The organism is Streptomyces sp. NPDC086777, from assembly GCF_040702065.1.
Lineage (GTDB): Bacteria > Actinomycetota > Actinomycetes > Streptomycetales > Streptomycetaceae > Streptomyces.
The window spans coordinates 72525-94695 of record NZ_JBFBJI010000012.1 but is presented as its reverse complement, the minus strand read 5'-3'; the positions used below and the strand labels follow the sequence as shown (position 1 = coordinate 94695).

Sequence of the window (22171 nt, the reverse complement as noted above, 5' to 3'; positions counted from 1 at the left end):
GGCTCCGGTGCGGGCCCCGTCCCGAGAGAGGGCGTCGTCGTCCGTGAAGCTCCCCCCGATCGCCCACGTGGTGCCCCGGCGCCTCGGCGAGGCGGTGTCCCGCCTGGCCGACGCCCCGCCGGGCCAGGCCCTGCCGCTGGCGGGCGGCCAGAGCCTCGTCCCGCTGCTGGCGTCCCGGGACCGTACGCCCCGCCTGCTGGTCGACCTCCGCGACCTGGGGGAGCTGACCGGGGTCGGCGAGCACGACGGCCTCCTGCGGATCGGCGCCATGACCCGCCAGCACACCCTCGCCACCCACGCCCGCATCGGTGCCGCCGCCCCCCTGGTGGCCGAGGCCGCGGCCCGCACGGGCCACGCCTCCGTCCGGCACCGCGGCACCTTCGGGGGCACCCTCGCCCACGCGGCCCACCCCGCCCAGCTCGTCGTCGCCGCGTACGCCCTCGACGCGCGCCTCCTCGTCAGCGGTCCCGGCGGTGCGCGCACGACCGCGCTGCGGTCCCTCCTCGCCGGCCCGGGACTGCGGCACGACGAGATCCTCACCGCAGTCGAGCTGCCCCTGCGCGGGCCGGGCAGCGGCCAGGCGTTCGGCCAGGTGGCCCACCCGGTCGGCGGCCGGCCGGTCGCCTCGGTCGCCGCGGTCGTCGACACCGCACCGGACGGCACCGTGCTGCGGGCCGAAGTCACCGTCGGCACCCGGGTCTCCCCGCCCACCGCGGTGGACGTCACCCACCGGCTCCGGGACGTCGGCGCCGCCGCCGCGGAGACCGTGCCCACCGGCCCGGGACAGCCGCAGCGACAGGGACCTCCCGCCGCGTACTGCCGACACGCCGTACGGGTCCTCGCGGACCGCGTGCTGACCGAGGCGATCACCAGGGCACGCCGCCCAGGCGCGGGCGCACCACCCGTACCGAACGGCTCCGCCCGTCACACACCGCCCGTACCGACGGGGGAGACACTATGACCCGCACACCCGGCACCGCCCCCGAACCACTCCCGGGCGAGCCGCACCGGTGCGGGACCCTCGCCGACCACCTGCGTGACTGCCTCGGACGCAAATCCGTCCGGCTCGGTTGCGAGGACGGCGTCTGCGGCTCCTGCACGGTGCTCCTCGACGGCCGTACGGCCCGCGCCTGTACGGTCCTCGCCGCGCAGGCCGAGGGGCTGCCCGTCCGCACCGCCGAGGACCCGGGGGACCCGCTCATGCGGCACCTGCGCGAGGTGCTCTGGGCCGAACACGCCTTCCAGTGCGGATTCTGCGCCGCCGGATTCCTCATGGAGATCCACGCCCTGCTCACCGAGCACCCCGACCCCACCGAGGAACAGGTCCGGCACCGGCTCGCGGGCAACCTGTGCCGGTGCACCGGCTACGAGAGCATCGTCCGCGCCACCCTCACCGCGGCCGGCACATGGACACCCGCGCCGCCGGGCGGCGCGCCCACGCCGTCCGTTCCCGCCGCGACCACCGAGTCCGCCATCGGCACCAGCGCGCTGCGCGCCGAGGACCGCACCGTCCTCGACGGCCGCGCCCGCTTCATCGCCGACCTCGACGGACCGGGCGTCCTGCACGCGCGCTTCGTCCGCAGCACCCGCCCGCACGCCCGCATCACCGGTCTCGACCTCGAGGCGGCCCGTACCGCGCCCGGGACGGTAGCCGTCCTCACCGCCGCCGACCTGCGCGGCAGCCTCAACCCGATCACCATCGCCTGCCCCCTGGAGGGCTACACCGCCCCCGACTTCACCCCGCTCGCCGAGGACCGCGTCCGCTTCGAGGGCGACCCCGTCGCCCTGGTCGTCGCCACCGGCCAGGCGGAGGCGGAGCACGCCGCCTCGCTCGTAGTGGTCGGCTACGACGACCTGCCGCCCGTCCTGGACGCGCGAGCCGGCGCCGACGGCGCGCACCAGCCCCTCTTCCCCGACCTGGACGGCAACGTCCTCTACACCGAGCACCGCGTCCACGGCGACGTGACCGGCGCCTTCGCGCGGGCCGCCCGCGTGGTGCGCCACCGGCTGAGCCAGGAGCGGGTGCAGAACGCGCCCCTCGAACCCCGGGGCGGCCTCGCCTCCTACGATCCCGGCACCGGTCGGCTCACCTACGACGTGGCGTCCCAGTCGCCGACCTCCCACCGGCAGTACCTGTCCGACGTCCTCGGTCTGGACCTCGACCTGGTCCGGGTCCGCGTCCCCGCGAACATGGGCGGCTCCTTCGGCATCAAGGGCGGCGTGTTCCGCGAGGACATCGCCGTGTGCTGGGCGAGCCGTCACCTGGGCCGCCCCGTCCGCTGGATCGAGGACCGCCGCGAACACCTGATCGCCGCCGGACAGGCCCGGGGCGAGGAGATCGACGTCGAGGCGGCCCTGGGGACCGACGGCGAACTGCTCGCCGTGCGCGCCGATCTCGTCGTCGACCAGGGCGCCTACCCCGTGCCCCCGGTCGCCAGCGCCGTCTTCGTCGCCATCGTCGGCTGCCTGATCCCGAACGCCTACCGCGTGCCCGCCTACGAGTTCACCGGCCGCCTCACCCTGACCAACCGCACCCCGTACGTCGCCTACCGCGGCCCCTGGGAGATGGCGACGTTCGCCGCCGAACGCACCATGGACCTGATCGCCCGCACGGTGGGCGAGGAACCCGCCGACTACCGGCTGCGGCACCTCGCGCCGGTGGACGGCCCCGATCCGCGCATGATCACCGGCGCCCGGCTCAACGACGTCCCCGCACTCGGCTCCACCCTGCGGCGGGCCCGGCACGAGGCCGCCGTCCCGGAGTTCCGCACGCGGCAGGCGGCCGCCCGCGCGGCGGGACGGCTGCTCGGACTGGGCGTGGCGACCCTGCTGGAACCCGCGCCCGGCCCGTGGAGTCTGCACGAGGCGATGGGCGCCCACATGGGTCCCGAACCCGTCCGGGTCCTCTTCGGCCCCGACGGCCGCGCGCAGATCAGGACCGGACAGATCCCGCACGGCCAGGGCCACGTCACCACGCTCGGGCAGATCGCCGCGACCACCCTGGGCCTGCCGCTGGACGCGGTCGACGTCGTGCACGGGGACACCGACCTCGTGCCCTACAGCCTGGCCGGGACCGGCGCGAGCCGGGCGGCGGCCCTCGCGGGCGGGGGAGTGCTGCGCGCCTCCCGCACCCTGCGGGCCAACCTGCTGACGGCCGTCGGGCGGCGCACCGGACACGCCCCCCTCGACCTGGACGTCGTCGCCGGGAAGGTCGTCGACCGGCGCGCCGGCCGCACCGTGGGCACGGTCGCCGACCTGGCCGCCGCGTGCGTCGCCGCGGAGGGGGAACGGGCGCGGCTCGACGTGAGCGAGGTCTTCGACAGCGAGGAGACCGGCTGGGCGGAGGCCACCCACTGCTGCTGGGTCGAGGTGGACCCCGAACTGGGCACGGTCACCGTCGACCGCTACCTCGTCGTCGCGGACAGCGGCCGCATCATCAACCCGGCGATCGCGGACGGACAACTGCGCGGCGGCGCCGTGCAGGGCATCGGCACCGTGCTCCAGGAACGGTCGGGGTACGGACCCGACGGTGCCCAGCTCTCCCGCGACCTCACCGAGTACCTGCTGCCCACCACCCGCACCGCTCCGGCGATCGACGTCGTCCACCTGGAGTCCCGGCGGACCGGCGACGTGCCCTTCCGCGGCCTCGGGGAGGGCGGCGCGGTCCTGGCCCCCTCGGCCGTGGTGGGCGCGGTGGAGGACGCGCTCGCGCACCTCGGCGTCCGCCTCACCGAGCGCCATCTGCCGCCCTGGCGCGTCCTGGACCTGCTGGCGGCCCACCGGATCCCTACGCCCGTACCGGAGTACCGATGAGACTGAGCAGGATCCCGCACAGCGAACTGCTGGGCGCACCTCTTCCCGATCCCGACGACACCGAGGCCGACCTCGCGCACCACCTCGGACTGGCCCGCTTCACCGACGCCGGATTCCCCTGGTTCGCCCCGATCGGCCAGCGCCTGGTCACCCACATCCGGCAGGTCGTCCGCAGAGAGATGGAACGCGCCGGGTACGCCGAGTTCCGCGGACCCGCCGTCCACCGCGTCGAGACCCTCGCGCCGGCCGGATGGCTGGAGCGGTTCGGCGGCGAGCTGATCGGCTTCAGCGCCCCGTTCGAGCAGTACACCCTCGCCGCCACCAGCGAGGAACCCCTGCTGAGCTGGATCGGCTCGGCGGGGCTCGCCTCCCACCGGCAGCTCCCCATGCGGCTGTTCGAGTTCCGGGAGATCTTCCGGTTCCGCGACCGGCCGCAGAGCATCTACAACTCCCGCCAGTTCCAGTGCTGTCTGTTCGCCAGCCTGGACACCGACCACACCGCGTACCTCGCCAGCGCGGCACACGCCCAGCGCACCGTCCGCGCGGTCCTGGACCGCCTGCGGCTGCGCGCCGAACTGGTCCGCGACGAGGCCACCGGCGGCTTCGAGTTCATCTTCCCCTACGCCCGCGGCGACCGTCCCCGCAGCCGCACCATCCCCTACCACCGCGACGCCGCGCGCCCGAGGACCGCCGAGGACGACATCCCCCAGGGCGGAGTCGCCATGGGCTACGGCTACACGCACACCCCCGCCTTCGACGTCCGCTTCCGCGACGAGGACAACCAGCTGCGGACCCCCGTGATGGGCACCTACGGCATCGGCATCCAACGCTGCGTGCTGGCCCTGCTGGAACAGCACCGCGTCACCGAGGGCATCGCCCTGCCCGCCGCGGTGCGGCCCTTCGACGTCACGGTGACCGTCCAGGGCCGCGACCCCGGCACGACGGAAGCGGCCGAGCGGGTCTACCGGACCCTCCTCGACGCCGACGTCAGCGTCGTCCTCGACGACCGGCACGGCGCGTCCATGGGCAGCCGGATGCGCTTCGCCGATGCGGTGGGAGTGCCCTGGCGGGTGGTCGTGGGCCGCGACGCCGCCGGGAGCGGGACCGTCCGGCTGCGCGGCGCGCGCGGCACGGGTGAACCGGAACGAACCCTGACCGTCGACGGCCTCCTCGACCACCTGGCCCTGCGCGGCCACGAGGAGTGGACCGCCGGCCCCGACCGCCGCGACGAGGAGATCGGAGCGACCGCATGACCAGGCCCACCGCACCGAGCACGACCACCGCACCGCACGCGCCCACCGCACCGGGCACGACCCCGGCCGTGCCCGGCGGCGCCACGTCGGCGCGCTGGCCCGCCGCGCTGCCCGCGAACGCCACGCTGGGCGTGTGGGCCCCGAGTTCCCCGGCCCCGGTCCTCTTCCCGCGCCGCTTCGCCCGGGGCCTCGCCGCGCTCCGCCGGCGCGGACACGCCGTCGTCGTCGGCGATTCCTGCCGGTCGGCACAGGGCCCGGGCACCCTGCCGCCGGCCGCGCTCGCCGCGGAGCTGCACACGCTCCTTGAGGAGACCGACGGCGTGATCGCGGCCGTCGGAGGCTGGACGCTCACCCCCGTCCTCCCGTACCTGGACTTCGACCGCATCGGCCGCGCGGGCAAACCGCTCGTCGGCTACAGCGACCTGACCTCCCTGGTCAACCTGGTGCCCCACCGGTCCGGACTGATCGCCTTCCACGGCCCCATGGTCGTCTCCGAATGGGGCGAGGCGGACGGCCCCTGGGAAGCCACCGAGACCGAGTTCGACCAGGTGCTCGGCGCGCGCCACCCCTGGACCGAGCGGACCGTGCCCACGGCGGGCGACTGGTCGGACGAGAACCTCTTCTGGGACCGTGAGGACGACCGCCGCCGCCACGGCAACAGCGGTGCCCAGCCGCCCCGCACCCTGCGGACCGGTACGGCCGAGGGTCCTCTGTGGGGAGGCTCCCTCCTGGTGCTCGGCCTGCTGCTCGGCACCCCCCTGTGGCCCGAACCCGCCCCCGGCTCGATCCTGTTCCTGGAGGCCGACGGCATGGCCCCGGACGAGTTCTGGGCGCGCGTGGAGCAGTTCCGCCTGGCCGGCGTCCTCGACCGGGCGGCCGGTGTGGTCCTGAGCCGGATCAGCGGTCCGCGGCCGACGTCCTCCGGATTCGCCGGGCACGACGAGACCCTGCTGCGGATCCTGCCGGCCGGCCTGCCCGTGGCCGCGGGCCTCCCGCTGGGCCACGCCGACCCGATGGTCACCCTGCCGGTCGGCGGCACGGCCCGCCTGGACTGCCAGGACCCCACCGGCGAACCCCGGTTGAGTCTGCTGCGCCCGCGGCCCGCCGGGTGACCACCGGGGCCCCGCGTCCACCGCCGGTACCGGCGGGGCGCGGGGCCCCGGCCGTGACCGCGGCCCGCTGATCCGGCCCGCCCGCCCCACGGGCACCGCGTACGAGAAGAGGCCCCCGTGCTGAACATCGCCCCCGCCCTCGCCGCCTGGTGCCGCGCCGACCGCCCCTTCGCCGTGGCCACGGTGATCGATGCCACCGGCAGCACCCCGCTGCCGGTGGGCACGTCCATGGCCGTCGACGCCGACGGGCGGGTGGCGGGGAGCGTCTCCGGCGGATGCGTGGACGCGACCGTCCACGAACTGTGCCGACAGCAACTTAAGGAGGACGGCACCCCGGAGGAGGCGCAGTTCGACTCCTCCGACACCGACGCCTGGGCGGCCGGCCTGATGTGCGGCGGCGGCATCCGCGTCCACGTCCAGCGCGTCCACCCGGCCGACCGGCACCACCTGGCGGCCACGCTCACCGCGGCGGCCGAGGGGCGGACCGTGGGCCTGCTGCAGATCACCCGGAGCGCCGACCCGACGCTGGCGGGCCGCGTCCTGCCGCTGTCCGACGACGGGACCCCCGCTCCCGCCGGGCCGGTGCCGCCGCGGCTGGCCGCGCTCGCCGCCGGCGTCCACCGCACCGGCGTCACCGGGCTCGTGCGCACCCCCGAGGGCGCCGACTGCGCCGGTGCCGAGGCGCTGGTGCACACCCGCAGACCCGCCCCGCGGATGCTCGTCTTCGGAGCGGTGGAGTTCGCCGACGCCCTCACCCAGGCGGGCCGCTTCCTCGGCTACCACGTCACGTTGTGCGACGCCCGCCCGGTCTTCGCCACGCCCGAGCGGTTCCCCCACGCGCACCGCGTCGTCACCGACTGGCCGCACCGGTTCCTCGCCGCCACCGACACCGACGAACGCACCGTGGTGTGCGTGCTCACCCACGACCCCCGGTTCGACATCCCGCTGCTGCGCGACGCGCTCCGGCGCCCGCTCGGCTACGTCGGCGCCATGGGGTCGCGCCGCACCCACGCCCGCCGCCTCGAACTCCTGCGTGCGGAAGGGGTCGGGCCCGACGCCCTCGCCCGGCTGAACGCGCCCATCGGGCTCGACCTCGGCGCCACGACCCCGCAGGAGACGGCGGTGTCCATCGTCGCCGAGATCCTCGCCCGTACCCGCGGCCGGTCAGGCGCCCCGCTCGGCGGCACCACCGGCCCCATCCACTCCCGGGCCGGCGAAGTCGCGCATCCCGCGCAGCGGTGAGCACACCACCCACACCGCGGCCAGGCAGGTGCCGCAGGCCGCGATCCACAGGGTGCCCCTGATCCCGGCCGCCGACCCGCCGAGCACGCCTCCGGCCAGGGCGCCCACGGTCATCGCGCCGAAACCGACGAAGCGCACCGAGGCGTTCACCCGGGCCAGCATCGTGTCGGGGCACACCACCTGCCGGTAGCTGACCTGGGCGACGTTGTACACGACGACGCCGTACCCGGTGACGAGGAACCCGGCCAGGGCCGGGACGAGCAGCACCCCGCGCCCCGCGAGCGGCACCAGCAGCAGGGCCGGGAAGGTGACCAGCGGTACCAGCCACACCGCGCGGGCCTGGCCGACGCGGCGCACCACGCGGTACGCCGAGAGCGCCCCGAGCACCCCGCCCAGGCCCAGTACGCTCAGGACGGCCCCGACGGCGGACCCGGGGAGGCCGAGCACGCCGGTCAGGAAGAGGACCTGCACGGCGCTGAGCACCCCGGCGAAGAAGTTCGCGGTCGCCGTGCAGGCGGTGATGGCCAGCAGCGGGCGGCTGCGGACCAGGAACCGCAGTCCGGCCCGTATCTCGGCGAGCAGCCGCCGGTCGGTGCCCTCGGCGGGGTGCGCCGGGTCCGCCTCACGGACCCGGCGCAGCAGCAGGGTCGACGCCAGATAGCCGAGGGCCGTGGCCAGCACCGGCAGGGCGGGCCCGGCGAGCTGGGCGAACGCGCCGCCCACGCCGGGCCCGGTGATCTGGGCGAGGGACTGGCTGGACTGGAGACGGGCGTTGCCCTGGAGGAGACGGTCGCGGCCGACCAGGGCGGGGAGGTGGGACTGGTAGGCGACGTCGAACAGGACGGCGAGGACACCGCACACCAGGGCCACGGCGATCAACTGGCCGACCGTGAGCAGGCCGGCCCACCAGGCCACCGGGATCGTGCAGAGCAGCAGCGCCCGGCCGGTGTTGGCGCGCCGCATCAGCAGCCGCTGCCGGGCCCGGGCCACCCACACCCCCGCCGGGAGCCCGATCAGCAGGTAGCCGGTCGTCTCCGCGGCGCTGAGCAGGCCCATCTCCAGCGGGGTCGCCGCCAGAGTGGTGGCGGCCAGCAGCGGCAGCAGCGCGTTGCCGACGTACGTGCCGAACTGACTGACCGTCTCCGCCGCCCAGAACAACCGGAACGCGTGGTGATCGCGGAGCGCGGCCGACGGCGGCGCGGGCGCGGTGACCTGCTCGCTCACCACCGGGCCCCGGGCGCGGTGGCCATGACGTCCGCGAGCACCGTCACGGCCCGGTCGACGTCGGCGGCGGTGACCCCGGAGTGGGTGACCGCGCGGATGCGGCCCCGCCCCAGTTCCGCGAGGTGCACGCCGTGGGCGAGCGCGCCCTCGATGACGGAGTCGGTGGTGTGGGCGGTCTGGTCGGTGTCCACGGTGAAGAACACCATGTTGGTGCGCGGGGGTTCGGCGTCCAGGCGCAGTCCGGGGATCCCGGCGAGACCGTCGGCGAGCCGGCGTGCGTGGGCGTGGTCCTCGGCGAGCCGGTCGATCATCTCGGTCAGGGCGACGATCCCGCACGCCGCGATCATGCCGGCCTGACGCATCCCCCCGCCGAGCATCTTGCGGTACCGGCGGGCGTCGGCGATGGACTCCTCGTCCCCGACGAGCATCGACCCGATCGGGGCGGACAGCCCCTTGGACAGGCAGAACTGGACGGTGTCCGCCGGGGCTGCGATGTCGGCGGCCGGCACACCGAGGGCGAGGGCCGCGTTGAACACGCGGGCCCCGTCCAGGTGCAGGGCGACGCCGTGCGCGCGGGCCAGGGCGCCGGCCGCCGCGAGGTAGCCGGTGTCGAGGGGGATCCCGCCGAGACGGTTGTTCGGCGTCTCCAGGCAGAGCACCGCGGGCAGCGCGAACTGCGGGTCCTCCCGGTCGACGTCGAAGGCGTCCGCCACCGCGGCCAGCGGCAGGGTGCCGTCCGCGGCGGCGGGGACGGGTTCGTAGACGAGACCGCCGAACACCGAGGCGCCGCCCGCCTCGTAGACGTAGATGTCGGACTCGGCGCCGACGACGGCCTTGCCGCCGCGCGGGCCGTGGGTGAGCAGCGCGGCGAGGTTCGCCATCGTGCCGCTGGGCATCAGCACACCGGCGGCCTTGCCCAGCAGCTTCGCCGACAGCTCCTCCAGTTCCCGAACGGTCGGGTCCTCGCCGTAGACGTCGTCGCCGAGACGGGCCGCCCTGGCGGCGTCGAGCATACGGGGGGTGGGCAGGGTGAAGGTGTCACTGCGCAGTTCAACGACGTGGCTCATGGGTCGGGCTCCCTCACGGTCGGCGGATCAGGGCGGACACGGCGTCGCCGAGGCTGCGTTCGGCGGTCGCCCAGTGGGCGCGGCGGGCCTCCGCGGCGGCGGCGAGCCGGTCGAGCTCGGCGTCGGAGTCGTCGAGGGCCGCGGTCACGGACGCCGGGGCGGGGCCGCCGCCGGCCCCGGCCGCGGCGGCGATCGACGCCGGGTCCAGGGCGTCGAGCAGGGCCCGGGGCCGGTCGCCGAGGTGTGCGGCGGCGGTGTCCTCGAAGGTGCGGCCGGTCGCGAGGGCCATGGTGCTGATCTCGCCCACCGTGTGGTGCGCCGTGCGGAACGGCACCCCCGCCACGACCAGGCGCTCGGCCAGCGCGGTGGCCGCCGTGTGCCCGTCCGTCGCGCGCCGCAGCATGAGGCCGGGGTCGGGTTCCGCGCCCTCGAACATGAGGCGCAGCAGCACCACGGCGTCGGTGGTGGCCTCCAGCGCCGGCCACAGATGACCGACCGCCTCGGTGCCGACGGCGATGGCGTTGGTGTAGCGCGCCGTCGACATCGCCGCGGTCGCCGCGGTGAGCGCGCCGAGCGCGGCGGCCGCCTTGCCCTGGACGTTCTCCAGCAGGAACGGGTTGCGTTTCTGCGGCATCATCGAGCTGCTGCCGACCAGGTCGTCGGGCAGCAGGAGCAGGGGGTTCTCGGCGCTGGTCCAGGACTGCAGGTCGTGCGCGGCCCGGGTCAGGAGCACACCGAGGACGGTGCAGGCGGCGAGCAGCCGCAGCACCACGTCCCGCGAGGCCACCGCGTGCAGGGAGTTGGTCAGGGGCGCGGTGAACCCCAGCAGTTCGGTGGTGCGCGCCGGGTCGACGGGCAGGGTGGTCCCCCCGGTGGCGCCCGCGCCGAGAGGGTTCTCGCCCAGTTCGCGTCCGGCGTGCTCCAGGTGGTCCATGTCCCGTACGAGAGCGGCGGCGACCCCGGCGAGGTAGTGGCCGTAGCTGATGGGGACGGCGGGCTGGTGGTGGGTGTAGGCGGGCATGACGGTGGTGCTCCAGCGGCGGCCCCGCGCCACGAGGACCCGGCCCAGGGCGTCGGTCTCGGTCAGCAGCCGGTCGTAGGGGCGCCGTAACTGGAGCCTGAGGACGGTGGCGTTGAGGTCGTTGCGGGACCGGCCGCTGTGCAGGACGCCGCCGGTCTCCTCGCCCAGGGTGTCCACGAGGTAGCCCTCGTAGGCGAGGTAGCGGCCCCGGGGCGCGGGCAGACGACGCAGGGGGGCGAAGTCGGCGGCGCGGAGTTCCTCGATGCCGGAGAGCAGCCGGGCGGCGGTCGCGCGCTCGATGACCCCCCGCTCGGTGAGCATGACCACGTGGGCGCGGTCCACCTCGCTGGTGGGCCTCAGTTCGGTGGCCACCGGGTCCGGGGGGACCCGGAGGTGACGGTCGAAGAGGATGTCGGCCGCCGCCGGTGTCACGGCGGAGGACAGACGTCCGGTGACGGAGACGGTCATGCGGTGTCCTCCAGGGCGGTTCGGGCGCGCAGGGAGGTGCGCAGCAGGGTCAGGGCCGCGTCGGCGGCCCGTGCGGCGGTCGAGGCGTCGGGGGCGGTGGCGACGGCGTGGCCGACCCGGTCGCGGTGGTCGTGCCGCGGTGCGAGCGGCACATCCCTGGTCCCGGTGAGGACCATGGCCGTGACATGGGGCGGCGGATCGTCGAGGGCAGCGGGCGGTTCGCCGAGCACGGAGGGTTCGTCGACCACGAGGAAGCGGAGACTGGAGTGGCGCGCGGCGCGGGCCGCCAGGTCGGGGCGGTGGCCGAGGGCCGCCCCGACCTGGGCGCCGACCAGGTCGATCCCGAGGGCGGACCGCACCAGTTCGGGGATCATGCCGCCCGCGAGCCGCGGGTTGACCTCGATGACCACGGGGCCCCGGGCGGCCAGGCGCAGTTCGACGTGGGCCGCGCCGTGCCCGAGGCCGAGCGCCTCGACCGCGGCCACGGCCGTGTCGGCCAGCGACCGTGCCGTGGCGCTTGGCACCGGAGCGGGGACGTCGTGCCCGGTCTCGACGAAGTAGGGGGCGGCACCGAGGTGTTTGCCCACGACGGTGACGGGAGTGCGCCCGAACACCTCGACCGAGAACTCCGGCCCGTCCACGTACTCCTCTACGAGGAGACCGGGCACGGTCGGGATGCCACGCTCGTTGTGGGTGCGGGCCAGCAGGAGGGCGGCGTGCTCGGCGGCCTCCGCGAGACTGCCGCACAGCCGCACCCCGGTGCTGCCGGACCCGTCGGCGGGCTTGAGGACCGCCGGCAGTCCGGTGTGCCGTACGGCGGAGAGGGCCGCGTCGGCGTCGGTCACCAGGGTCTGGGCGGCCACCGGCACGCCCCGCGCGGCGAGCGCGGCCCGCTGACGGCCCTTGTGCCGGCAGCGGATCGCCGCCTGCGGGTCGGGTCCCGGCAGGCCGAGAGCGTGCGCGGCCTCGGCGGCGACGGCGACGAAGTAGTCGGAACTGGTGGTCACCCCGGCCGGGGGACCCGCGTCGAGCGAGGCGATCGCGTCGAGGACCGAGTCGGCGCTCGACGTGTCGGCCTCGACCACGGCGATCTCCTCGGCCCGGGCGTAGCCGTAGCGGGCCGGGTCCTCGGCGAGCAGCACCGGCCGGACCCCGAGATCCCGGGCGCGCCGGGCGAACAGGGGGCCGGTGCCGGAGGTGTTGGACTCCACCAGGACCAGGAAGGGATCGGTCACAGGTCCTCCACGGGTGCGGGGCCGGAGCGGCCGGCGCCGTCGCGGGTGGCGTCGTCGAGGGAGCGGCGGCGCCAGTGCATGCGCGCCCACCCTCCGACGGCGTCGTGCGGGTCGGTGACGGTACGGGGTGCGGGGGCGGCCGGCGCGTCGAGCAGACCCCGCTCGGCCAGCCACTCGTCCTGGTAGACCGTCTCCTGGTACCGGTGCCCCTCGTCCGGCAGGAACGCGACCACCTGCGCGTCGGGGTTGCGTTCGGCGTACCAGCGGGCGACCAGGAAGGACGCGCCGCTGGTGGGGCCCATGTAGAGGGCGTGCAGGGCGTGCAGTTCACGGGTGGCCCGGAAGACCTCCGCGGGGCCCGCCCAGTGCACCTCGTCGTAGGCGTCGTGGCTGACGTTGGGCGGGACCAGGCTGTTGCCGAGGCCGCGCACCACCCGCGGTCCGTCGACCTGGCCGAAGATGGCGCTGGGCGAGGTGTCCACGCCGATCAGGCGCATCTGCGGCTGGAGCAGCCGCAGGAAGGCCGCGGTGCCTCCGGTCGACCCGCCGGAACCGACCGGACCGACCAGGCAGTCCACGGCACCGACGGTCTCCGCGATCTGCTCGGCCACGGCGGCGTAGGCGTTGGGGTTGTCGGGGTTGTGGTACTGGCCGGGGACGTAGTGGTCGGGGTGCAGGGCCCGCAGTTCCTCCAGCCGGTCGAGGCGGGCCTGCTGGAAGCCGCCGTTGGGGCTGGGCTCGGCGCAGATCTCGACCCGGGCGCCCAGTTCGCCGAGCCTGCGGCGCAGCGCCGGCTCGATGGCGGGGTCGCCGACGATGACCAGGGGGTAGCCGCGCAGCCGGCACACCATCGCGAGCCCCAGGGCGAAGGTGCCCGAGGACGTCTCCAGGACCGTGGTGCCGGGGGCGAGTTCGCCGCGCTGCTCGGCCCGGTCGATCATGAAGCGGGCCGGGAGCAGTTTCATCAGGGTGAACGCGGCCACGCAGAGGTTGGGGCCGATCCGTATGAGCCGCGGCAGGACGGTCGCCTCGACGACCGACGCACTGGCCGCGGGCAGAGTGGATGATCGCATGCTCTCCGCTCTCATCATGTCGTCGTGAAGTGCCAGGTGTCGTCGATGCCCAGGGCGGCCAGGCGCTTGCGGGCGGCCTCGGTGCGGGCGGCGAGGTCGGGCAGGGCGGGGTCGAAGAGGAGCCCGGCCACGTCACCGCTGTGCGCGACCTGGAGCCCGGCCGCGCCCACCGCCTCGCTGACCCGCAGGAGCTCGGTGAGCCCGGGGACCGGAAGGTGGCGCTGGTTGATCCTGGCGCTGGCGGTGGCCACCCTGCCGAGCAGGGCGACGTCGCCGGTGCGGATGGCGCGGCGGACCGTGCCCAGCAGGGGACGGAACGCCTCGATCTCCCACACCGAGTAGCGCGCGGGCGGCAGGGTGAGGGTGTCTGTGCCCAGGCTGTCCGCGCTGGTGCCGAAGCCCAGCACGGCCAGTGGCATCAGCGGCCCGCCCATGTCCTCGATGACCTCGCCCTCCCGGTGCGCGAACAGGACGGTCCGGTGCGGGTACATGAGCGCGTCGGACGCGGTCTCCGCCGCGACGGCCAGGGCGGCGTACTGGGCGGGGCTGGGGCGGCGACCGGCGGCCTCGTAGACGGCGCCGATGGTCGCCACGACGTCCGCGGTGGACGAGCCGAAACCGCGGCTGGGCGGGATGTTGCTGGTCAGGCTGAGGGTTCCGCCGGCGGGCACGCCGCCGAGCGAGCGCAGGGTCAGCTCGGCGGCCCGGCGTGCCTTGGTCCGCCACGGGTCACGCATGACGATCCCGGTCGCGGTGTCGGACGGCTCGAAGACGGCGTGGGACGCGTAGAGGGGGCAGGGCAGGGTGATCAGGGCGCGGCGCAGGCGTCCGTCGCACTCGAAGACGCCCTGGAGGATCTCTCCGTGGTGGCCCACGCTGTGGTGGGCGCCGCGGACACGGACCGCCGTCCCGGCCGGGCCTGTGGACATGTCGTGCAGCATGGCTTCCCTCAGGGTTGGTGGATGGGGGCGCCGGTGCGGGTCACGCGCGGCCGGTGGGCTGCGGCGCGAGAGGGCGGTCCGGCCGTACGGGCAGGGTGGGCACCGCCGTGAACCGGGCGGGTATCTGGTAGTCGGGCAGGGACTCGGAGAGGAAATCGATCAGTTCGTCGCCGTCGGGGACGGCGGAGCCGGTGCGCGGCACGAGGTAGGCGTGGAGTTCACCGTCGGCCGTGACGACGGCCGCCTCGGCGATCTGGCGGTGGGCGGTGAGGCGGGTGCGGGTCTCGTAGGGCGCGACGCGGAAGCCCGAGACGGTCGGCCAGGACCCTGCCGCGCCCAGGATCTCGAAGCCGTCGTGGACGGTGTGCCGGGCCCGGTGGCCGGTGGGCACGAGCCCGGAGGCGTCGCCGTGGGCGAGGTGGAGTTCACCGGGGACCCCGGCCGGCAGCGGCTCCCCGCGGGAGTCGAGCACGGCGGCCGTGACACCGGGCACCGGGTGACCGACCGGTACGACGACCGCGGCGGGTTCCGGGGCCGGACCGAGCGGCCGGTACAGCGCCAGCGGCACCTCGGCGGTCCCGAACCCGGCCGCGAGGCGGACACCGACGGGCTCCCGCAACGCGGTGGGGTCCAGATCGGGACCGAGGGCGAGGACCGCCTCGGCGCCCCGGGCCAGGGCGTCACGGTGGTGGGCGAACAGCGTGGTGACGGTGGTGTCGGGCAGGAGCAGCGCGGAGAACGGTTCCTGACGGCCGGCCAGCAGCCCGGCCAGCGCGGCGGGGGAGTGCGGCGCCGTCTCCGGGACGACGAGCGTGCCGCCGCGGGCCAGCGTGGTCCACACCTGGAGCAGGAAGAGCGCGCTGTCGGTCGCGGCGCTCTGGAGGACCTGCTGTGCACCGAAGCCGAGGTCGTCGAGGGCGCCGAGGGCGCCGGTGAGCGCACTGCGGGTGATCCCCGCCTCGCCGACCAGGGCCAGGACGTCGTCTCGGGACGACGGGACGCGCGTCTCCCCGCCGTCCGGCACGACCGCCGGGTCCGTCGCCGGCGTCCCGGTGAAGAGGGTCTCCGTGGCCGCCGGTTCGGCGCCGGGCGCCAGCACCCGCACCGGGGCGCCGGCCCGGGCGGCGGCCAGCAGCGCGGCGACGAGGTCGGCGCCGGGGTTCAGCCGCAACGCGACGGGATGCCCGGGGCCGGCCCCCTGCCGGGACAGCGCCTGTGCCAGACGGTCCGCGCGCAGGCCCAGTTCGCGGTAGGTCATGGAGCCGGAGTCCGTCCGGACGGCCGGCGCGTCCGGGTGCTCCGTGACGCACCGCTCCACCAGGTCCACGACCGTTGCCTCGGCGGACCCGGCCTCGGCGGTGCTCGCCGTGGCCGCCCCGGTCAGCGGGAACCGGGACACCGGCAGGTCGGGCTCGTCGAGCGCGGCGCGCAGCAGGTCGAGGTAGGCGCGCACCATGCTGCGCATCGTGTCCGCGTCGAAGAGGTCGGTGGCGTACTCCCAGATGATCGTCAGCGCGTCGTCCTCGCTGCTGGGGCGCTTGCCCACCCGCTGCTCGGCGCGCGGGATCGCGACGATGTTCAGGTCCGCCTTCGCCGACCCGTTGTGCTCCATGCGCACCTCGCCGCGCAGCCCGGCGAAGTCCAGGTCGGGGACGGCGGAGTCGTGGAAGCTGAACATCGCCGAGAACAGCGGGTTGCGCGAGAGGTCACGCGCCGGGGCGACGGCCTTGACGAGCTTCTGCAGCGGCACGTCCTGCCACGCGTACCCCTCCACCGCCGTGTCGTGGACCCGTGCGAGGAGCTGCCGGAAGGTCGGGTCGTCCTCCAGGCGGACCCGCAGCGGCACCGTGTTGACCATCATCCCGATCAGCCGTTCGGCCTCGGCGAGCCTGCGGTTGGCCACCCCGACGCCCAGCACGAAGTCGGTCTGGTCCGCGTACCGCGACAGCAGGGCGGCGAACGCGGTCAGCATCGTCGAGTAGAGGGTGACGCCGAACTTCCTGGCCCCCTCGCGCAGCCGCTTGTACTCGTCCGGTTCCAGGGTCACCCGTACGACGTCGCCGCGGAAGGTGAACTCCGGCGGGCGGGGCCGGTCGGTGGGCAGTTCGAGGGCCGGCGGGGCCCCGTCCAGGACCCGCGCCCAGTGACCGAGGTAGCGGTCCATGACGGGGCCGTCCAGCCAGGACCGCTGCCAGGCGGCGAGGTCGGCGAACTGGAACCGCGGCTCCGGCGGAGCCTCCGCGCCCTCGGCGAACACGGAGTACAGCCGGGTCAGTTCACCGACGAAGACCGCGAACGACCAGCCGTCGTGCACCAGATGGTGCTCCACGTGGATCAGCCGGTACGCCTCGGGCGCGTCCCTGGCCACGACCCAGCGGGCCAGCGGGGGCTTCTCCATGTCGAACGGCTGGGCCTGCTCCCGCGCCGACAACTCCTGCCACGCGCGCTCCCGTTCCTCCTCGGACAGACCGGAGAGGTCCACCAGCGGCACCTCGATGTCGATTTCGTCCATCCCGACCGGGACCTGCACGGGCACCCCGTCGACCTCGCGGAACGCGGTGCGCAGGATCTCGTGCCGGCGCACCAGCTCGGTGAGGGCGGACCGCAGCGCGGTCATGTCCAGGACGCCGCGCAGCGTCAGCGTGGCCTGCATCCGGTACGCCTGGTTGCTGGGCGAGAGCTGTTCGAGGAACCAGACCCGCTCCTGCGGGAAGGACAGCGGGATGGGCCGGGACCGGTCCGCGTGCCGCATCGGCGGAGGCGACGGCACGGTCGCCGCGTCGTCGAGGGGAGCGCCGCTGTCGACGAGCGCGGCGATCTCGCGGGGGGTGGCGAGGCGGAAGAGGTGGGAGAGCGGGATGTCGGTGCCGAGGTCGGTGCGGATGCGGGCGGCGAGACGCCCGACGAGCAGGGAGTGGCCGCCCAGCTGGAAGAAGTCGTCGGTGGCGCCGGCCGGGGTGCCGCCGAGCAGTTCCGACATCAGGGCGGCGACCGCGGCCTCGGTGGGCGTGGCCGGCTCGTCGCCCTGGCTCACCTCGGACCTGTACGGCGACGGCAGCGCTTCCCGGTCCACCTTGCCGCTCGGCGTCAGGGGCAGCGCGGGCAGCGCGACCATGGTGGACGGCACCATGTGCGCGGGCAGGGTGCGCGCGCACCAGGCCCGCAGGTCCGCGGGGTGCGCCTCGACGTCCGGGGTGGCCACGTAGCCGACCAGGACGGTGCCCCGCGCGACGACGACGGCGTCGGAGACCGCCGGGTGCGCGCGCAGCACCTCGGCGATCTCGCCCGGCTCGACGCGGAAGCCCCGGATCTTGACCTGGTGGTCGGCGCGCCCGGCGTAGAGGTAGCGGCCGTCGGGCAGACGACGGGCGAGGTCGCCGGTGCGGTAGGCGCGGCCGTCGGCGACGGGGACGTAGCGCTCCGCGGTCAGGGCCGGCCGGCCGAGGTAGCCGCGCGTCACCCCGGCGCCGGAGACGACGAGTTCACCGATCTCGCCGGGCGCCACCGGCAGCCCCGCCTTGTCGAGCAGGTCGATGCGCACGCCCGGCAGCGGTCGTCCGATGTCGGGTGTCGCGGAACCGGTCACCTCGCCCGTGGTGGCGACGATCGAGATCTCGGTCGGTCCGTAGGCGTTGAAGACGCGCCGGCCCGGACTCCAGCGGGCCACGATCTCCGCAGGCAGCGCCTCCCCGCCGCACACCAGGGTGCGCAGCGCGGGGAGTTCGGCGTCGGGGAGCGCGGCGACCACCGACGGCGGCAGCAGGGTGAAGGTCACTCCGAGGCGGTCCATCAGGTCCACCAGGCCGGGGCCCGGCACCACGCTCTCGGAGTCGGCCAGGACCAGCGTCGCGCCGCCGGTCAGGGCGACACCGGTCTCCAGGACGGAGGCGTCGAAGCTGGAGGGCGCGAACTGCAGGACGCGGTCGCCCGGCCCCACCTCCCACTCGGTCCGCATCCCGGCGATCGTGGCGGCGACGCTGCCGTGCTCGACGAGGACACCCTTGGGCCTGCCGGTGGAGCCGGAGGTGTAGATGACGTAGGCGAGATCGCCGGGGCCCGCGGTGTCCAGGGAGACCGGGGCGGGGGCGCCGGCGGCGTCCGGGTCCAGCACGTGGACGTCCCCCGGCAGCCGGCGCGCCGCGCTCTCGTCGGCGATCACCAGGGAGACACCGGAGTCGCGCAGCATGTAGTCCAGCCGGTCCTGCGGGTAGGACGGGTCCAGCGGCACCCAGGCGGCTCCGGCCCGCATCACGGCGAGCAGGGCGGTGGGCAGCGCGGGGCCGCGGCTGACGCAGACCCCGACGAGCGATCCGGAGCCGCCGCCCGCGGCCACCAGCCGCTGGGCCAGCAGGGCCGAGCGGCGCTCCAGTTCGCCGTAGGTCAGGGAGCCGTCCGCCCACAGCAGCGCCGGCTCGTCGGGGGTACGCAGGGCGTGCTCAAGGAACGCCTCGTACAGCAGAGGAGTCTTCATCGCGTCGTACCTCGTTCGTTGTCCGCAGGGCTGGTTGCCGGGGAGAGGTCTGCGAGGAGCCGGTGCGCCTCGTCGTCGGACAGCGCCTCGATCTCGGCCAGGATCATGTCGTGGATGTACTCCGCCGTTCCGGCGACGGTCGGCCGCTCGAAGATCACGCTCAGCGGGAGCGGGACGTCGAACACCTGCCGCATCCGGTTGACGGCCCGGGTGGCGATCAGCGAGTGGCCGCCGAAGGAGAAGAAGTCGTCGAGGGCGCCGATCCGGGGCACGGACAGCACCTCGGCCCAGATGTCGGCGACGGTCCGCTCGGTCTCGTCGCGGGGCGCGACGTACTCGTCCGTCTCGTGGTCCGCGGGGTCGGGATCGGGCAGCAGCGAGGGGCTGAGCTTGCCGCTGGCCGAACGGGGCAGCGCGGGCAGCACGGTGAGCGTGGTGGGCACGGCGTACCCGGGCAGCCGCGTGGACAGGTGCTCGCGCAGCTCGCGCACGGAGGTCGCGCCGCCGTCGAGGACGGCGTAGGCGGCCAGGCGCAGGTCGCCGGAGGCGGCGCGACGGGTCACCACCGCGGCGTCCGTCACCGAGGGGTGCTCGCGCAGCGCGGCCTCCACCTCGCCCAGCTCCACCCGGACACCGCGCACCTTCACCTGGCGGTCCATCCGCTCCAGATAGGTGAAGGAGCCGTCCGGGTGCATCCGGCCGCGGTCCCCGGTCCGGTACACCCGCTCGCCCGGCCGGTAGGGGTGCGGGACGAAGGCGCCGGCGGTCTTGGCGGGATCGCCCAGGTAGCCGCGGGCCAGACCGGTCCCGGCGATGCACAGCTCGCCGGGGACGCCGGGCGGCAGCGGGGCGAGACGGTGGTCGAGGACCATGACCTCGTTGTTGTCCATGGGTCGTCCGAGGCTGACCGCGCCGCTCCCGTGGGTGTCCCGGGGGCCGCAGACGTGGAAGGTGGAGTCGATGGACACCTCGGTGGCGCCCCAGGTGTTGTCCAGGCTGACCGCGTCGCCGAACGCGGCGCGGAAGCGTTCCACGAGGGCCGGGCGCAGGGCCTCGCCACTGGAGAGGACGCTGCGCAGGTCGCGGCGGAGCGCGGAGGTGTCGGCGGGGGTGAGTTCCTCCAGGAAGAGGTCCAGGACGCTGGGGACGAACTGCACGTGGACGGCGCGGTGGCGCACGGTCGCGTCGACCAGGGCGCGCGGGTCGCGGTGCAGCCCGGGCGGCAGCAGCGCGACCGTGCCGCCGGTGATCAGCGGCCAGAGGATCTCGACGGCGGCGTCGTCGAACGGCAGGGTCGTCTTGTGCAGGACCGTCTCGCCGGGGCGCAGGCCGTGCCTGTGCTGCATCCACGCCATGCGGTTGACCCAGCCGCGGTGGGTGCAGGCCACGCCCTTGGGACGGCCGGTCGAGCCGGAGGTGTAGTAGACCGCGCACAGGTGGTCGGGGTGGACGGTCACGGACGGGGGCGCCGCCGCCTCCCGGGGGTCGACGCGGAGCGGGACGGCGCCCGCGGCGGTGACCGGGTCGGCGTGCTCGTCGCCGATCAGGCAGACCGGCGCGCCGGCGTCGGTGAGCAGGGTGACGATCCGGGCGGCGGGTGTGGCCGTCTCGATCGGCAGATAGGCGCCGCCCGCCTTGAGGATGCCGAGCAGACCGACGACCATCGCCACCGACCGGTCGATCAGCAGGCCCACCGGCACGTCCGGGCCGACCCCGTGGGCGGTCAGCCGGCGGGCGACGGCGTTCGCCGCCGCCTCCAGGGCCGAGTAGCTCGTCGTGGCGCCGTCGGCGTCGACCAGGGCGACCGCGTCGGGCCGGGCGGCGGCACTGAGGGCCACCAGCTCGTGCAGGGTCTGCGCGGGCGTGTCGACGGCCGGACGCAGCACCAGCGCGCGCAGGGCGTCCTGTTCGGGCCCGGACAGCAGCGGGATGTCGTCCAGGAGCGTGTCGGGAGCCTCGGCGACGTGCCGCAACAGCCGCTCCAGCCAGGTGCCGAGCCGCTCCACGGTGGCGTCGTCGTACAGGTCGACGTCCCAGTTCACCCCGCACCACAGCCCGGCCGCGCCCTGCTCGAAGCTGACGCACAGGTCGTACTTGGCGCCGTGGTACGGCATCGGGAGGTCGGTCACGGTCAGCCCCGGCATCCGGGGCGAACGGCGGCGGCCGGTACGGAAGTTGACGAGGATCTGGAACAGCGGGGTGCGGGACGGGTCGCGTTCGGGGGCGCTCTCCTCCACCAGCCGGTCGAAGGGCACCTCCGCGTGCTCGAACGCGTCGAGCGCCACGTCCCGGAACTCCTCGACGAACCGGCGGAACGTCAGCCGGGGCCCAGGCCGGCCGCGCAGGGGCAGCATGTTGATGAGCAGGCCCACCAGCCGCTCGGTCGCCGGGTCGTCGCGCCGCGCGTAGGTGGTGCCGGTGGTGACGTCCTGCCGCCCGGTGCTGCGGTACAGGACGGTCTGGACGGCCGCGCTCAGCAGCATCGCGGGAGTGGCTCCCGCGGAGCGGGCCAGCGCGGTCAGCGGCTCGGCGACGTTCGGCGGCAGCACGAACGCGGTCCGTGTCGCCCCCCGGCCCGCCCGTACGGCGGGGCGCGGACGGTCGACGGGCAGTTCGAATGCGGTCAGGTCGGCCAGCGTCTCGCGCCAGTGTTCGAGCCCGGGGTTCCCGGGCCGCCCGGCCTCGGCGGCGCGGGCGTCGAGGCCGGCCGCCACGACGCGGTACGGCTCCGCGGGCGGGGGGACGGGGGAGGCGGCGCCGGTGGTGAAGGCCGTGTAGTCGGCGGCCAGTTCGTCGTAGACGAGGGCGCACGACCAGTCGTCGGCGGCGACGTGGTGGAGTGTGAGGACGAGGGTGTGCTCGCGGGCGCCGTGCCGGATCAGCAGCGCGCGCACGGGGAGTTCGGTGGCCAGGTCCATCGGGGTCGCCGCCTCCGCGGCGAGGGCGGCCTCCAGCGCACCGGCGTCGCCGACCTCCGTCTCCCGCAGCCGGAACAGGCCGACAGGGCGGACCACGCCCACCGGTCCCGCCTCCGCGGCCAGCACGCCGGTGCGCAGCACCTCGTGACGGGCCACCAGGGCCTCCAGCGCACGGCGCAGGGCGTCACGGTCGAGCGGGCCGGCGAAGTGCAGACGGAGCGGGATGAGGTAGTCGGACGACGAACTGCTCATCTGGTCGACGAACCAGGTCCGTTCCTGGTCGCGGCTGAGCGGCACCTGGACCCCGGTGTGTCCGGGGGTGGCAGACATGGG

At 75.2% G+C, this 22171-nt stretch carries 13 protein-coding genes; 5 read left to right on the top strand and 8 right to left on the bottom strand.

Annotated features, from left to right (window positions below):
- Positions 1 to 43: 43 nt before the first annotated feature.
- From AB0472_RS18775 to AB0472_RS18755, 5 genes are all read left to right on the top strand, one after another.
- Positions 44 to 961 carry an FAD binding domain-containing protein gene (locus AB0472_RS18775; RefSeq protein WP_366357565.1) on the top strand — a complete coding sequence of 306 codons (918 nt, stop codon included), beginning with the start codon at positions 44 to 46 and terminating at the stop codon, positions 959 to 961.
- Complete coding sequence (locus AB0472_RS18770) at positions 958 to 3813, top strand: molybdopterin-dependent oxidoreductase (protein WP_366357564.1); 2856 nt, start codon at positions 958 to 960, stop codon at positions 3811 to 3813. Before AB0472_RS18775 ends, AB0472_RS18770 begins: the two co-directional genes overlap by 4 nt.
- The gene (locus AB0472_RS18765; protein WP_366357563.1) at positions 3810 to 5066 is read left to right on the top strand and encodes a His/Gly/Thr/Pro-type tRNA ligase C-terminal domain-containing protein; all 1257 of its coding nucleotides are present in this window, start codon (positions 3810 to 3812) and stop codon (positions 5064 to 5066) included. The genes AB0472_RS18770 and AB0472_RS18765 overlap by 4 nt, the downstream gene beginning before the upstream one ends.
- Positions 5063 to 6178, top strand: a complete 1116-nt coding sequence (locus tag AB0472_RS18760) for an LD-carboxypeptidase (RefSeq protein ID WP_366357562.1) — start codon at positions 5063 to 5065, stop codon at positions 6176 to 6178. Before AB0472_RS18765 ends, AB0472_RS18760 begins: the two co-directional genes overlap by 4 nt.
- A 117-nt stretch (positions 6179 to 6295) precedes the next feature.
- Entirely contained in the window at positions 6296 to 7420 is a 1125-nt protein-coding gene (locus tag AB0472_RS18755) for an XdhC/CoxI family protein (RefSeq protein ID WP_366357561.1), read from the top strand.
- On the opposite strand, the gene AB0472_RS18750 is transcribed toward AB0472_RS18755, so the two are convergent.
- From AB0472_RS18750 to AB0472_RS18715, 8 genes are read right to left on the bottom strand one after another with little or no spacing between them, the layout of a single operon-like run.
- The gene (locus AB0472_RS18750) at positions 7343 to 8644 is read right to left on the bottom strand and encodes an MFS transporter (RefSeq protein ID WP_366357560.1); all 1302 of its coding nucleotides are present in this window, start codon (positions 8642 to 8644) and stop codon (positions 7343 to 7345) included. The genes AB0472_RS18755 and AB0472_RS18750 overlap by 78 nt on opposite strands.
- A complete protein-coding gene (locus tag AB0472_RS18745) occupies positions 8641 to 9711 on the bottom strand; it encodes a GntG family PLP-dependent aldolase (RefSeq protein WP_366357559.1) in 1071 nt (356 codons plus the stop codon). Before AB0472_RS18745 ends, AB0472_RS18750 begins: the two co-directional genes overlap by 4 nt.
- A 13-nt stretch (positions 9712 to 9724) precedes the next feature.
- On the bottom strand, positions 9725 to 11200 hold the full coding sequence (locus AB0472_RS18740; RefSeq protein WP_366357558.1) for a lyase family protein: 1476 nt from the start codon (positions 11198 to 11200) through the stop codon (positions 9725 to 9727).
- The gene (locus AB0472_RS18735) at positions 11197 to 12435 is read right to left on the bottom strand and encodes an ATP-grasp domain-containing protein (protein WP_366357557.1); all 1239 of its coding nucleotides are present in this window, start codon (positions 12433 to 12435) and stop codon (positions 11197 to 11199) included. Before AB0472_RS18735 ends, AB0472_RS18740 begins: the two co-directional genes overlap by 4 nt.
- Positions 12432 to 13508, bottom strand: coding sequence for a pyridoxal-phosphate dependent enzyme (locus AB0472_RS18730; protein ID WP_366357556.1), 1077 nt, complete (start codon positions 13506 to 13508; stop codon positions 12432 to 12434). Before AB0472_RS18730 ends, AB0472_RS18735 begins: the two co-directional genes overlap by 4 nt.
- 14 nt (positions 13509 to 13522) lie before the next feature.
- Positions 13523 to 14437 carry a GHMP kinase gene (locus AB0472_RS18725; RefSeq protein ID WP_366357555.1) on the bottom strand — a complete coding sequence of 305 codons (915 nt, stop codon included), beginning with the start codon at positions 14435 to 14437 and terminating at the stop codon, positions 13523 to 13525.
- 52 nt (positions 14438 to 14489) lie between these two features.
- Complete coding sequence (locus tag AB0472_RS18720) at positions 14490 to 18920, bottom strand: amino acid adenylation domain-containing protein (protein WP_366357554.1); 4431 nt, start codon at positions 18918 to 18920, stop codon at positions 14490 to 14492.
- A complete protein-coding gene (locus AB0472_RS18715; protein WP_366357553.1) occupies positions 18917 to 22168 on the bottom strand; it encodes an amino acid adenylation domain-containing protein in 3252 nt (1083 codons plus the stop codon). Before AB0472_RS18715 ends, AB0472_RS18720 begins: the two co-directional genes overlap by 4 nt.
- Between the last annotated feature and the right edge of the window lie 3 nt (positions 22169 to 22171).

Bases quoted from the DNA above. Each gene is read 5' to 3' on its own strand.
- AB0472_RS18770 (WP_366357564.1), top strand. From the start codon at position 958: ATGACCCGCACACCCGGCACCGCCCCCGAACCACTCCCGGGCGAGCCG.
- AB0472_RS18765 (WP_366357563.1), top strand. From the start codon at position 3,810: ATGAGACTGAGCAGGATCCCGCACAGCGAACTGCTGGGCGCACCTCTT.
- AB0472_RS18760 (WP_366357562.1), top strand. From the start codon at position 5,063: ATGACCAGGCCCACCGCACCGAGCACGACCACCGCACCGCACGCGCCC.
- AB0472_RS18745 (WP_366357559.1), bottom strand. From the start codon at position 9,711: ATGAGCCACGTCGTTGAACTGCGCAGTGACACCTTCACCCTGCCCACC.
- AB0472_RS18740 (WP_366357558.1), bottom strand. From the start codon at position 11,200: ATGACCGTCTCCGTCACCGGACGTCTGTCCTCCGCCGTGACACCGGCG.
- AB0472_RS18730 (WP_366357556.1), bottom strand. From the start codon at position 13,508: ATGCGATCATCCACTCTGCCCGCGGCCAGTGCGTCGGTCGTCGAGGCG.
- AB0472_RS18725 (WP_366357555.1), bottom strand. From the start codon at position 14,437: ATGTCCACAGGCCCGGCCGGGACGGCGGTCCGTGTCCGCGGCGCCCAC.
- AB0472_RS18720 (WP_366357554.1), bottom strand. From the start codon at position 18,920: ATGAAGACTCCTCTGCTGTACGAGGCGTTCCTTGAGCACGCCCTGCGT.
- AB0472_RS18715 (WP_366357553.1), bottom strand. From the start codon at position 22,168: ATGTCTGCCACCCCCGGACACACCGGGGTCCAGGTGCCGCTCAGCCGC.